12 protein-coding genes and 1 tRNA gene are annotated in these 13,602 nt (G+C 44.1%); 5 read left to right on the forward strand and 8 right to left on the reverse strand.

The window, feature by feature from the left end; translation table 11 throughout:
- Positions 1–125 precede the first annotated feature (125 nt).
- Both PR766_RS05760 and amtB read left to right on the forward strand, forming a co-directional pair.
- On the forward strand, positions 126–464 hold the full coding sequence (locus tag PR766_RS05760; protein ID WP_006659961.1) for a P-II family nitrogen regulator: 339 nt from the start codon (positions 126–128) through the stop codon (positions 462–464).
- A gap of 12 nt (positions 465–476) precedes the next feature.
- Entirely contained in the window at positions 477–1,769 is a 1,293-nt protein-coding gene (gene amtB / locus PR766_RS05765) for an ammonium transporter AmtB (protein WP_006659962.1), read from the forward strand.
- A 71-nt stretch (positions 1,770–1,840) separates the two neighbouring features.
- Here the strand turns inward: amtB and murJ are convergent, their stop codons facing one another.
- Complete coding sequence (gene murJ / locus PR766_RS05770) at positions 1,841–3,379, reverse strand: murein biosynthesis integral membrane protein MurJ (protein ID WP_006661847.1); 1,539 nt, start codon at positions 3,377–3,379, stop codon at positions 1,841–1,843.
- Between the two features lie 78 nt (positions 3,380–3,457).
- Positions 3,458–4,045 (reverse strand): ribosomal protein S5-alanine N-acetyltransferase, encoded by a 588-nt coding sequence (gene rimJ / locus PR766_RS05775; RefSeq protein WP_036965661.1) that lies wholly within the window; start codon positions 4,043–4,045, stop codon positions 3,458–3,460.
- Between the two features lie 541 nt (positions 4,046–4,586).
- Between rimJ and mdtH the strand changes: the two genes are divergently transcribed.
- Both mdtH and PR766_RS05785 read left to right on the forward strand, forming a co-directional pair.
- The gene (gene mdtH / locus PR766_RS05780; RefSeq protein ID WP_154626683.1) at positions 4,587–5,792 is read left to right on the forward strand and encodes a multidrug efflux MFS transporter MdtH; all 1,206 of its coding nucleotides are present in this window, start codon (positions 4,587–4,589) and stop codon (positions 5,790–5,792) included.
- Between the two features lie 39 nt (positions 5,793–5,831).
- Positions 5,832–6,392: a lipoprotein gene (locus tag PR766_RS05785; protein WP_006661850.1), complete on the forward strand. Its 561-nt coding sequence runs from the start codon at positions 5,832–5,834 to the stop codon at positions 6,390–6,392.
- 124 nt (positions 6,393–6,516) lie between these two features.
- On the opposite strand, the gene PR766_RS05790 is transcribed toward PR766_RS05785, so the two are convergent.
- From PR766_RS05790 to ghrA, 3 genes are all read right to left on the reverse strand, one after another.
- Entirely contained in the window at positions 6,517–7,236 is a 720-nt protein-coding gene (locus PR766_RS05790) for a YnfC family lipoprotein (RefSeq protein ID WP_154636634.1), read from the reverse strand.
- Between the two features lie 79 nt (positions 7,237–7,315).
- Positions 7,316–7,876, reverse strand: a complete 561-nt coding sequence (locus PR766_RS05795; RefSeq protein ID WP_006659969.1) for a TorD/DmsD family molecular chaperone — start codon at positions 7,874–7,876, stop codon at positions 7,316–7,318.
- A 365-nt stretch (positions 7,877–8,241) separates the two neighbouring features.
- Positions 8,242–9,183, reverse strand: a complete 942-nt coding sequence (gene ghrA / locus PR766_RS05800; RefSeq protein WP_006659971.1) for a glyoxylate/hydroxypyruvate reductase GhrA — start codon at positions 9,181–9,183, stop codon at positions 8,242–8,244.
- A gap of 341 nt (positions 9,184–9,524) precedes the next feature.
- Between ghrA and PR766_RS05805 the strand changes: the two genes are divergently transcribed.
- Positions 9,525–9,612, forward strand: a tRNA-Ser gene (locus tag PR766_RS05805).
- Between the two features lie 13 nt (positions 9,613–9,625).
- Here the strand turns inward: PR766_RS05805 and PR766_RS05810 are convergent.
- The 3 genes from PR766_RS05810 to dapA form a co-directional block, all read right to left on the reverse strand.
- Positions 9,626–11,140 (reverse strand): alanine/glycine:cation symporter family protein, encoded by a 1,515-nt coding sequence (locus PR766_RS05810; RefSeq protein ID WP_036979345.1) that lies wholly within the window; start codon positions 11,138–11,140, stop codon positions 9,626–9,628.
- A gap of 84 nt (positions 11,141–11,224) precedes the next feature.
- Positions 11,225–12,709 (reverse strand): aldehyde dehydrogenase, encoded by a 1,485-nt coding sequence (locus tag PR766_RS05815; protein ID WP_036962256.1) that lies wholly within the window; start codon positions 12,707–12,709, stop codon positions 11,225–11,227.
- A gap of 11 nt (positions 12,710–12,720) precedes the next feature.
- Positions 12,721–13,587, reverse strand: coding sequence for a 4-hydroxy-tetrahydrodipicolinate synthase (gene dapA, locus PR766_RS05820; protein WP_006659975.1), 867 nt, complete (start codon positions 13,585–13,587; stop codon positions 12,721–12,723).
- Between the last annotated feature and the right edge of the window lie 15 nt (positions 13,588–13,602).

Genomic DNA, 13,602 nt, shown 5'->3' on the forward strand with positions numbered 1-13,602 from the left:
ATTTGGTGAGCAATATCTCATTATTCTCTCTATTTAGCGCCTTCCTTACTAAAAAAACAAAAAATTAACATTTGGCATGATGCTTGCTTTATCTCTTTTGCCTTTTCAAAAAGACAGGGGGATTTATGAAGTACATCATCGCAATTATTAAACCGTTCAAATTAGAAGATGTTCGAGAAGCACTTACTGAGCTAGGCATTCAAGGAATGACCATCTGTGAAGTCAAAGGATATGGCAGGCAGAAAGGTCATTCGGAGCTTTACCGGGGTGCCGAATATGAAGTGAGTTTTCTACCTAAAACCAAAATGGAAATTGCTATTAGCGATGACCTATTGGAACCCGCCCTCGATGCCATTATGCGTACCGCAGATACCGGTAAAGTCGGAGATGGAAAGCTATTTGTTTTTGAACTTCTACAAGCAGTCCGTATTCGCACACGCGAATCGGGCGATGACGCACTATAAGGGAGACGTACAATGAGACGATTTTGGTTATCCACCGCACTATTCGCCTTAAGCGCTTTAGCCCTTCCCGCCTATGCGTCGGAAGTGAATACCGTTGATAAAGCAGATAACGCCTTTATGTTGATCTGTACTGCATTAGTCTTCTTTATGACCATACCCGGTATCGCATTGTTTTATGGGGGATTATTACGCAGTAAAAACGTATTATCGCTGATCACTCAAGTCATGCTGATTTTTAGCGTAGTGATTATTTTGTGGTTTGTGTTCGGCTATAGCCTCGCATTCACTGCTGGAAACAAAGTGTTTGGGGACGGTTCATTAACTTTCTTAAACGCGATGTCTATCGATGACTTATCGGGCTCCATCAACCGATATATCCATGTTGCGTTCCAAGGCTCATTTGCCGTGATCACGTTAGCCTTAATTGTCGGAGCGTTAGGTGAGCGAGTTCGTTTTTCAGCGTTACTCATTTTTACCGTCATTTGGTTTACTTTTTCTTATGTTCCTATCGCGCACATGGTATGGGCTGAAGGTGGCTGGTTAGCAGATGACGGCGCTTTGGACTTTGCTGGTGGAACTGTTGTGCATATTAATGCCGCAGTTGCCGCACTCGTTGGTGCATATTTACTCGGAAAACGTAGCGACTACAGCCAAGTAGTGTTAAAACCCCATAACTTACCAATGGTGTTTATGGGTACGGCAGTCCTGTACATTGGTTGGTTTGGCTTTAACGCAGGTTCTGCTGGCAGCGCCAACAACATTGCCGCACTCGCATTTATCAATACCATCATTGCGACAGCTGGCGCAATCCTTTCATGGACCTTTGCAGAATGGGTACTTCGTGGAAAACCCTCCATGCTCGGCAGCTGTTCAGGTTGTATCTCCGGATTAGTCGCAATCACACCAGCCGCGGGGACGGTTGGACCGATCGGCGCATTAATTATCGGTGTTGTTGGCGGCGTGATCGGGCTTTGGGGTGTTGTGGTCCTAAAACGTTGGCTAAAAGCCGATGATGTCTGTGATGTATTTGGTATCCACGGTACCTGCGGGATTGTAGGGTGTATATTGACTGGAGTATTTACATCAACCATGCTTGGTGGCTTAGGTTACCGTGACGGCGTCACGTTATCTCATCAAGTTTTTGTTCAGCTTGAGAGTGTTGCCGTGACGATTGTGTGGTCAGGCGTAGTGGCATTCATCGCCTTTAAATTAGCGGATAAACTTGTCGGTTTGCGGGTTTCCCCTGAAGAAGAGTGTGATGGGCTGGATATTACCACCCATGGTGAAAGTGCGTACCATCAGTAATTGTCTACTCCCCCTCTGTTGAGGGGGGAGTTTGTTGGCATCTATAGCAACTCAATACCTGTTAAGTGAAATTACGCAACACTGCGTTTCATAAAATCACGAGGACGGAAACCTAACACATACAGTGCCACAAAATAGCTACCCGCCCCGATAATCACGACACCGATTAAACGTAACATGCGCATCAGCATATTGCCGTCTTGCCACGGTGGCATAAAGTGCAACACGCCAAATAACACTATAACCATCACCGCCAATGCGATAAGTAGCTTCACAAGGAAACCACGCCAACCCGCCAGTGGTTGGAAGATATCTTGCTTGCGTAATTGCCAATATAACGCTCCAGCGTTAAAACACGCAGCCAGCCCAATAGACAGCGCTAAACCTGCATGTTGCATTGGACCAATAAAAGCTAAGTTCATTAACTGGGTCATAATCAGCGTAACAATTGCAATCCTCACAGGTGTACGGATATCCTGACGAGAATAAAATCCAGGTGCTAAAATTTTCACTAAAATCATGCCAGTTAAGCCCACACAATACGCCATCAATGCATACTGGGTCATCAAAGAGTCATGGGCAGTAAACTTGTCATATTGGAAAAGTGAAACTGTCAGCGCTTCCGATAACATCGCTAATCCGATGGCACAAGGTAGGGCCAGTAATAAACACAAGCGCAGGCCCCAGTCCATTAAATGCCGATATTCTTGGTGGTTTCCACTGGTAAAACTTTTTGATAATGATGGGAGTAAAATGGTTCCAAGCGCTACGCCCAGCACCCCTGACGGCAATTCCATTAAGCGATCTGCATAATACATCCATGACACTGAGCCTGATTGCAGAAATGAAGCAAAAATCGTGTTAATAATTAATGAGATTTGCGCCACGGATACCCCGATAATCGCGGGTCCCATCATTTTCATAACACGCCAAACGCCACTATCATGGAATGACAAACGCGGTAATACCAACATGCCAATTTTCTTTAAATGCGGTAATTGGTAACCTAATTGCAGCACACCACCCACTAATACCGCCCATGCCAGCGACATAATTGGTGGATCAAAATACGGTGCCGCAAAGGCTGCAAAGAAAATCATACTGACGTTCAGTAACGTGGGGGCAAATGCGGGTACCGAAAAACGATTCCAAGTATTCAAAATCGCACCCGCGAGCGAAGCCAACGAAATTAAGAAAATATACGGGAATGTCACCCGTAATAAATCCGTCGTCAGTACAAATTTGTCAGCATCTGTCGTGAAGCCTGGCGCAGTAACATAAATGACCCAAGGCGCAGCAATCATCCCGATAACCGTAACAACTGCCAGAACCAAGGTAAGCAGCCCCGAAATATAAGCGACAAACGTTCGTGTCGCCTCTTCGCCTTGCTGGTTTTTATATTCCGCAAGAATCGGGACAAACGCTTGAGAAAACGCCCCTTCTGCAAAAATTCGGCGTAACAAATTCGGGAGTTTGAAGGCAACAAAGAAGGCATCGGAAGCAGCCCCCGCACCAAACACACGGGCAATAATGGCATCACGGATGAAACCCAAGACTCGAGACATCATCGTCATCGAGCTGACTGCTGCCAAAGATTTTAATAAATTCATGATAGCTAAACTAAAAGAAGACAATCGTAGCAGTTTAACAGCGGATGGCTAGACTGACTACGATTGTAGAGTAAATGTTTAGGCTTTAGTCGATTTCCACGTATCGTCCGTTAATGCAGTGAGTACGTGGTCACGCCATTCCCCATTGATTTCAAGGTACTGCCTTGCATAGCCTTCACGTTCAAAGCCCAAGCGCGCCAATAAATTACCACTGCGCATATTATGCGGCATGTAGTTCGCCATGATACGGTGTATCCCTTGATTTTTTTGCATATATCGGATGGTTTGGGTTAACGCTTCATACATTAATCCCTGCCCCTGCCATTTTTCCCCCAGTGAATACCCCAGATAACAGGCATGGAATGATCCTCGTAAAATATTACTGAAATTTGCCACACCAATGACTTCGTTTTCGTCTTTATCCAGTAATACAAAATGGAAGGCGCTACCTTGACGATGCATTTCACTCATCGCATGTAACCGATTATTCCAACCAGAGGGGTTAAAATGGGAATTGTCACGGGTTGGTTCCCATGGCGTCAAAAATTCTTTATTTAAACTGTAATAGTCCGCTAGTCGGTAATTATCGCGTTCATAGGCCAAACGGATAATCATTCTGTCAGTCATTAGACGCACTTTGGGTTCATTTGAACGATAACCAAACATCGTTAGCCCTTAATTAGTAGTGTTACCAGTCTTACTCTCGATGCTTGAATTATAACTTAAATTTATCACTTAACTAATTCAATTATCTCCATAATTAAGTCATTTTTTGAGCGATTAGTTTATTAAGTTCTATTCAAGCATTAGGAATATGCAATAAGGTGAATGCATCATGGGCAATATCCGCACCATAAATCCTAAAGAGTTCACATTAGAGGTAGGCGGCAAGTCAGTTAGCCCCTTGGAGCATACATAAGTATGTGACGAGGACGAGCGAGCGCTGCCAACACCCCTATCATAGGAAATATTCACACCATAAATCCTAAAGATTTCGCATTAGAGGTAGGCGACAAGTCAGTGAGTCCCTTGGAGCATACATAAGTATGTGACGAGGGCGAGCGAGCGCAGCCAACACCCCTATAATGAGAAATATGACGGATTTATCGATAAAAAAATATCATGGTACACATCCCATCATTCCCCCCAAACTCCTGATATTATTAATAAGAATCATTCCTTCCGTTACTAATTTTTATGGTGTTTTATGGCACAGGTGTCGCGGGCAAGAAGCCTTGGTAAATATTTCCTTTTACTGGACAATATGTTGGTTGTTCTTGGCTTTTTCGTGGTTTTTCCTTTAATTTCAATTCGATTTGTTGAACAGCTTGGCTGGGCTGCCGTGGTGGTTGGTTTTGCCCTTGGGTTACGTCAATTTGTGCAGCAAGGTTTTGGCATTTTTGGGGGTGCGATTGCCGACCGATTCGGTGCTAAACCGTTAATTATTATCGGGATGCTGTTACGCGCTGCGGGTTTTGTCTTGATGGCTTTGGCTTATGACCCTTGGGTGTTATGGCTTTCTTGTGTGTTGTCTGCCCTTGGCGGCACCTTGTTTGACCCTCCTCGTACTGCATTAGTGATTAAATTGACCCGTCCTTATGAGCGTGGGCGTTTTTACTCATTATTATTTATGCAGGACAGCGCCGGAGCAGTGATTGGTGCCCTCATTGGTAGCTGGCTTTTACAATATGACTTCCACTATGTTTGCTGGGCTGGCGCGGCAGTGTTTGTGATTGCGGCTCTACTTAATGCTTGGCTACTCCCGGCTTATCGCATTTCTACTATCAAAGCCCCTATTCGTGATGGAATGCATCGCGTCTTGAAAGACACCCGCTTTGTGACCTATGTGATCACACTTTCTGGTTACTTTATGTTGTCGGTACAAGTGATGCTGATGTTCCCTATCGCCGTTAACGAATTGGCAGGAACACCAACCGCGGTGAAATGGATGTACGCCATTGAAGCGGCAATTTCACTGACGTTGCTTTATCCGATTGCCCGTTGGAGCGAAAAACATTTCCGTTTAGAACAACGTTTGATGGCCGGGCTATTTTTAATGAGCCTAAGCATGTTCCCTATCGGTATGACCACATCGGTCAATATTCTGTTTGTGTTGATTGGCATTTTCTATTTAGGCACTATCACCGCCGATCCTGCTCGTGAAACCCTGAGCGCCTCCCTTGCCGACCCTCGCGCCCGTGGCAGCTATATGGGCTTTAGCCGACTCGGTCTTGCGCTAGGCGGAGCTGTTGGCTATACCGGTGGCGGTTGGATGTATGATATTGGGCATCAATGGAATATCCCCCAGCTTCCTTGGTTCTTACTCGGCACTATTGGTTTTATTACCTTATGGGCGCTTCATCGCCAATTTAACCGTAAAAAAATTGAAACAGTCATGTTGAGCGGGCAGTAATACGTTACACTTGGGTTATTACTGTATAAAGGAGTGATTATGAAAAACATTTTCTTGGCATCTATCTTTGGATTGCTATTTATTCTCACGGGTTGTGACAAATTAACCGAATTTACTATCAGTGAATCACAAATTAACAGTTACCTTGCGACCAAGGTTAAATACGAGAATAACATTGGTATTACTGGGTTTGCAGATGCGGATATCACCTTACATAACTTGCAATCAGAAATTGGTCGTAGCGAACCGGGTATTATTGCATTAAAAGGCGAAGCCACTGTAAAAATGAACTCATTGATTGGCGCAGCAGCGGCTGATATTGCATTAACACTAACTGCCCGCCCTGTCTTTGATGCACAGACTGGTTCTATCTATTTGAAAGAGCTAAAAATTACTCAATATAAAATTACCCCAGAAAATATGGACACTGCCATTTCCGCCGTGATCCCTTATTTAAATAGCTCCCTTGAAACCTTCTTCTCGACTCAACCTGTGTATGTCCTGAACCCTGATAATAGTGCCGCAGAAGCGACAGCTAAAAAATTAGCTAAAGGACTAGAAGTTAAACCGGGTAAATTGGTGATCCCCATGGTGGATTGATTGACCATAAATATTTTCGATTGATAAATAAATAATCGTAAAATGAAAAAAGCAACCTTAGGTCTAGGTTGCTTTTTTTATGGACAAATTTCCACAACATCACTAATTATTTAACTCTGTATTCTTACTCGTAGTAAGTCGTTTTATAGTCATACGTGAATTTATCCACTCGCCCATCACTGTATGTCATCACACTGGTGCACGAAGTTGGGTTTTTATGATCATCATAATGAGTGCACTTTTGGACAATTTCGTAATAGGGCTGCTGATTTTTCGTGGCATGAAAAAGAATTTTTGTCACTAAACCATCCGTGAAGAAATACTCATTTTTTGTATTAGTAACTTCATTTTCATTGAAATAGTGAGTTTCGATTGGTAAAAGCTCGCTACCATAGACAAACGTAGCAATGTCCTTATCTCCTTGAGTGATCTTATTCACCAAACCATTACGGTAATGGTATTTCCAATTCAACAATTCTCCGGTTTGTAAATTACACATTTTATCGATGCGGTAACCTTTGAGTTTTTGCTTATCAATCAAAAAGTAAAGCTGTTTAGATTTTCTGACGATCGTAAATTCCGTTTCGCTGTCTTTATTATAATAGGTTAACTCGTTGAGACAGCCATGGGGGTTAAATGACACTGACACCCTTTTTCTGAGCCCTTTGTCATCGTTCATGGTTTGAGTCAATTCTTTGACTTTTCCATAAAGCGGGTCAAATTGAAATTCAGTACTGTAATTAACCATGCGTTTATCATAGTTAAGCAATTCATTATCCACTTGCGCCAGCGCCATCGGTGACATAAAGAGAAACATTAAACCGTGAAGTTTTGTCGGAGTCATTGTGTCTATCCTTTAGGTCTTATGTGGAAAGAAAGAAACGATATCCACTTTCTTTCCACGCAATTCGTGACACCGTCACTTATTCACTGTCACTTTCTGATTCAGAATCGAGCTCATCACGCAGAGCAATCACCGCATCGCGAGTAATTTGCGCGAGTGTACGATAAAACGGAGTTGTCGCATGAGCCTCAACTTTACCCAGAAAAGCGCCATACCAGCTCAGAATATAGCTATCAAATAGCTCTTCTTGCGCCGCAGTTTCATCTTCCGCAGCTTGGTCTTCTAACCATGATGCCGCGAGTAATAACGCACCAAATGCGTCAGCAGGCGCATCGGTTAACGTCATGCCACGCGTGACAAGAAATTCACGGATTTCTGCTTCCGTGATCTCTTCATCATAACGATGGGCAAAAGGTGGCACGGTTGGCTCATGACCAAACATGGCTTGATAATCCGCAGTAATCGCTTTGTGATCCATGGCTTTAGCCATTCTTCCCCACAACTCATCTTGCTCTAATGGCCATGAAGCTTTTAGCTTATCTTGAGCAATCATATCGATAAGCGGCTTCACGAGAGCATCGTCTGGAGAACGTTGAAATAAAGTGCCTAAAATACGGCAGACGATTGAAAATTCATTCATGAGTTTCTTCCTGTTAGCAAATTTCCTGCAATCACTTTTTCGTGATCATCATGCAGTGCAGTATACCTGAAAAAACAGAAAACCCACGCTTTGCTCAATTCTATATATGCCGCTGATAGTCGCTAATGATGATTTCTCAAATAAAAAATCAGCTAACTGAAGTATCCTCAAAATAATTCACGCTACAGTTCCCTCAACCTTAGGTGCGGGAAATCGCGTAATCGCATAAATATAGCGAACATTTCCCTAACAAGTTTTTGTTGTCACTAGGCGGCAGAAAGCACATCCCTAGGAGCATACACAAGTATGTGTCTAGGGTGTGCTGACGCAGCTAGCAACATGACGGCAAAAACTAGAACGGGAAATCAGTAGCCTTGGGCTAAATTGACAACACCTAAAGGACGTTCACCAGCTTCTATGCGTTGAATATTACTCGCAATCATATCCATGGCTTCATTAGGTAATGTAAATGCGGCAACATGTGGTGTAATTGCAATGCGCGGATGCGTCCAAAATGGATGCATATGGGGAAGCGGCTCAGTGGCAAAAACATCGAGAGATGCGCCCGCAACTTGACCTTTTTCTAGCGCAACCAACAAATCTTGCTCAATTAAGTGGGCGCCACGGGCAAGGTTGATAATATAGGCGTTTGGCTCAAGTTGGCTAAATAATTGATGATTCAAAATACCCACCGTTTCCGGTGTACTCGGCAGTAAATTGACAATCACTCGGGTTCCCGATAAAAAATCCGCTAACTGCTCTTGACCATAGTAACTCTTCACATTCGGAATCTGCTTTTCAGAGCGGCTCCACGTTCTGACTTTAAGACCAAAGCTCTCTAAGCGTTTTGCGACAGCTTGACCTAATGCCCCCGCCCCCATGACACCTACCACAAATTGGTCATGGGTATACGCAGGTAATTGTTTCCACAGACGCTGGGATTGTAATTGGCGGTATTCGTCCATACGACGGAAGTAATACAACACTTTTGCCGCTGCATATTCCTCCATTTGAATTGCCATGCCAGTATCTTCTAAGCGCATCAGCGGAACCCCTGCGGGTAATGTGCCTGGGTTATCGTGTTCTTGTTTCAAAATCGCATCCACACCCGCCCCTAACGCAAAAATACCTTTTAGGTCTTGACGACCCGCCAGACATTCATAAGGTGGAAGCCATACCATGGCATAATCTGCCTGTTGGGTATCTCCCGGCTTCCATTGACGAATATTGGCTTGAGGCAATCGAGCACGCATGCCATCAATCCACTGATTGGCATCAAAAAATGGATGGTAAAATAGAATATTCATGGCAACTCCTTATAGGTTTCTACCAGAGTGTGCGTATTGAGGTTTATTTTCAAGTCAAGACCCGCATTTTACTTCCATAAGATGAGGATTTTGTTAAGGAGTTAACGGAATCTAGATTAATCGCTTGAAGTTTAAATAAACAATTTATTATCAATTTCTAACCAGGAATAATCTTTTAAGATTAGAGAGTAATCAAATTGGTTTTTATTTAGCTAAACGATAGAAAAAATTCGGTTTTTATTTAATTGGGAGTTGACGGAAGGCGCTCTTTTCCCTATAGTAGCGCCCCGTTGCAGGACAAGTTATTTATAACAATTTCTACAACCACAATTTAGAAAAACGGTGAGGTGTCCGAGAGGCTGAAGGAGCACGCCTGGAAAGTGTGTATACGGCAACGTATCGAGGGTTCGAATCCCTCCCTCACCGCCATTTCTAATCTAGATTATTCTTCCTCGACTAATTTCTTGTTTATCTTCCCAGTTCCATCAATCTTATCAATTCCAACACCTTGGGCATGATACTCACGACTGATTTCTTCCCATAATTCTGCATTTTCAACTCCCGCAGCTTTTGGATCAAACACAGGATCGACGCCTAATTTGGTTTGTCTTTCAAAGTCACGTAATGCTCTTAATGCCGGTTTCGATAAGAAGACAATCGCAATCAAGTTCAAGTAACTCATACTGCCGAAACCGATATCACCAAGTCCCCACATGATACTGACCGATTGCACGCTTCCCATAAAGACAATCACTAAGAAAACGAATTTCAAAATCAGCTTAAGCACGGGATATTTAAGCTTACGATCAAGATAAACAATGGTGGTTTCTGCAATATAGTAGTACGCCATTAAGGTTGTGAAAGCGAACAAGAAGACTGCAATAGAGACAAATCCAGCCCCTGCCGAGGTAAATACCGTGGATACTGCCATCTGAGTCCATGCCGTTCCTGCTGCTACCCCAGGAACATGTTCCACAAGCGCAATCGCCGCACCGTCAGGGAATACGTTGTACATATTGGTGACTAAAATCATCAGCCCTGATGCCGTACATACCACGACCGTATCAATATAGATAGAAAATGCTTGGATCAACCCTTGCTTTACCGGATGGCTAACTTCTGCGGCTGCGGAGCTGAATGTTGCTTCACCCGCCCCTGCCACGTTTGAAAACACCGCACGGCGTACACCCCATGATACTGCGGTGCCCACAATACCACCGAATACTGCATCCATTCCCATCGCACTGCGGAAAATCAAGCTAAACATGCCCGGTACGCTATCCCAATGGCTGCTTAGAATAATGACCATCATGACAATGTAAGCTAATGCCATAATCGGGACGATTTTATCTGCTGCACTCGCAATACGTTTAACGCCACCGAAAATCAGCCATGCCATCAACACAGTGACTAATGCACCTGTTGCCATTGGCGGAATATTGAAGGCGGTTTGGAAGGAGTCCGCAATTGTGTTGGCTTGGATCCCAGGGACTAATACACCGTAAGATAAACAAATAACAGCCGCGACAAAAATCGCAAAAGGCTTTAATTTCAATCCTTTTTCAATATAGTACGGTGAACCGCCACGATACTGATCATCTGAGCGCTGCTTATAAATTTGCGCAAGGGTGGATTCAATAAAGGCACTGGCACCGCCTAATAAACCCATCACGACCATCCAGAAAATCGCTCCAGGTCCTCCCGCGGCAATCGCGGTTGCCACCCCAGCAATGTTACCAACCCCGACACGCCCAGATAAGGCTAAACAGAAGGCTTGAAAAGAGGAAATCCCATCTTTTGACGCTTTATTTTCCTTTAATAAACAGACCATTTTTACGATGTAACGGAACTGAACACCGCGTGTTGCTAATGTGAAGTAGAGACCGACACCCAGAGATAAGAATACGAGAGCATTACCCCAGATGTAACCAACGATGGTATTCACGATGGCTTCCATATGTACTCCTCGACGATTGTAATTGTATTTGTGTATTTGCAAGGGTCGAAACCTGAACCTCGCAAGGTTCAGGTCAATGTCATTTTACTGATTGATAAACCAGATAACTTTTGTTTGGGTGTATTGTTCAAAGGCTTCTAAGCCGTTGTCTTTCCCCCCAAAACCTGACTGACGGAAACCACCAAATGGCGTGGTGATATTACCTTCGCTAAATCCGTTGACCGACACGGTCCCCGCATTGATACGACGTGCAATATTCATCACTCGATGGACATTTTGGCTATAAAACGAAGCCGCCAACCCGTAGTGAGTGTCATTGGCTAAATTCACCGCTTCATCATCCGTCTTAAATGATGTAACGGCTAAAATGGGACCAAAAACTTCATGTCGAAAGAGAGACATTTCTGGCGTAACAGCATCAAAAATTGTCGGTTCTATGTACCACCCTGAACCGAGGTCACTGTGTATTTTTCCTCCTGTGATAAGTTTCCCTCCCTCTTTAAGGGTGGTTTCTAAAAACGATCCTACTTTTTCAAAATGTGCCTGTTCAATCATGGGACCGATTGACACAGACGCATCACGCGGATCCCCAACTTGCCATGTTGATACTGCGGCAACTAATTTTTCGAGCAGGGGCTTTTTGATATTTTCGTGCACAATTAACCGCGAGCCACAGCTACAGTTTTCACTCATATTCCAGAAAGCGGCCGCCATGATATGCGGAACAGCTGCATCTAAATCTGCGTCCTCAAAGACCACTTGTGGGCTTTTTCCACCGCATTCCAAAACAATTTCTTTTAGATTGCTTTCTGCGGAGTATTTCAAAAATAAACGCCCTACTTCTGTCGACCCTGTGAATGAGACGATATCAACATCAGGGTGACGCCCTAACGCTTCCCCCACTTTTTCGCCCAACCCGCAAACCAAACTTAATGCACCTTTCGGCACACCCGCCTCATAAGCAAGTTCAACCATACGGTAAGCACTCAATGAGGTTAATTCGGCAGGTTTCACAATCACAGAATTACCAACCGCTAACGCCGGCGCGACTTTCCAGGCAAACATTTGTGCAGGAAAGTTCCATGGCAAAACAGCGCCCACGACACCGATAGGCTCATGAACAATTAACCCCATTTCTTGACGCCCAGTTGGCGCAATTTTGCCAAACAGTTTGTCGATAGCTTCTGCATACCAATAAAACGTTTCGACTGTTGCGGGTAAATCCGTATTTAAACATTCAGTGATAGGCTTACCTGCATCGACGCAATCCAATGCCGCTAGTTCTTCGCTATGTTTTTCAATTAATTGCGCCCAACGTAACATGACCTGTTTACGTTCTTGAGGGGACAAACCGCTCCAGCAGCCCTCATCAAAGGTTTCACGAGCAATGCGAACCGCCGCGTGAACATCTTGCGCACTGCCATCCGCGATATAACCAATCGAACTATTATCGATGGGGGTATAATTTTTAAGCTTGGCACTCCCACTTTGGTGGCCCGCAATCAAGTTGCCCGCCCAGAGTTGGCTCTGTTTCGCTCGCTCAAATATTTGCTCTTTAGTGATCAACATAAACAACCCCGCTATGGCTTAATCAGTGCAAGAAATTCATGGCGTTCTTGCAGGCTAATATTGGACAGAGGTAAGCGAACAGGTCCTACATTAAAGGTTCCTTTTAAGCAGCCAGCTTTAGCTTTTTGGTTATAGTTACCTGATTCCATAGAGTAAATCGCAGGATAAATCTCTTGCATAATCTGCTTAGCTTTTGTCCAATCGCCTTGCTGCGCCGCATTAAAAATGGCAACTTGCTCTACTGGGAACACGTTGCCTGCACCGGCAATCCAACTTTTCGAACCCCAGAAGAAGAAATCCACAGGTTGGTCATCACAACCGCAAATGACCTCAAAGTTTTTAAACGGTGTTTGGAGTAAATGCAGGGCGCGACTAAAGCTACCGCTACTCTCTTTGATAGCGACAATATTGTCGATTTCCGCCAGTTTCACGACGGTATCTAACTCAATCTCAATGCCAATACGGGCTGGGAAGTTGTACATAATGATGGGTAATGAAGTTGATTTTGCGACTTTCTCATAGTGAGCATAAACCCCGTTTTGATCCGGTAAACTGTACGGTGGTGGTGATAACATCAGCCCTTCATAACCCAGTTCTTTCGCCTGTGCTGCGCGTTTAATTGCGCCCTCGGTAGATAAGTCATTAATTCCTGCAATCAGCGTCACACGCCCTTTGGCAATTTTACTGACCGTGGTTAATACGGTTTTACGTTCGTCTTCATTTAACGCGTAATATTCACCCGTGGTGCCGCAGACCACCAACCCCGTCACACCACTGGCGATCAGTTTTTCGGTTAACTCTGCTAACGCAGTGATATTTAATGAAAGATCATCATGAAATGGAGTGACTAACGGAACAAGAATGCCATGGAAATTCATTATAATTCTCCTGAA

The sequence above is a fragment of the Providencia sp. PROV208 genome, assembly GCF_028479465.1.
GTDB lineage: Bacteria > Pseudomonadota > Gammaproteobacteria > Enterobacterales > Enterobacteriaceae > Providencia > Providencia alcalifaciens.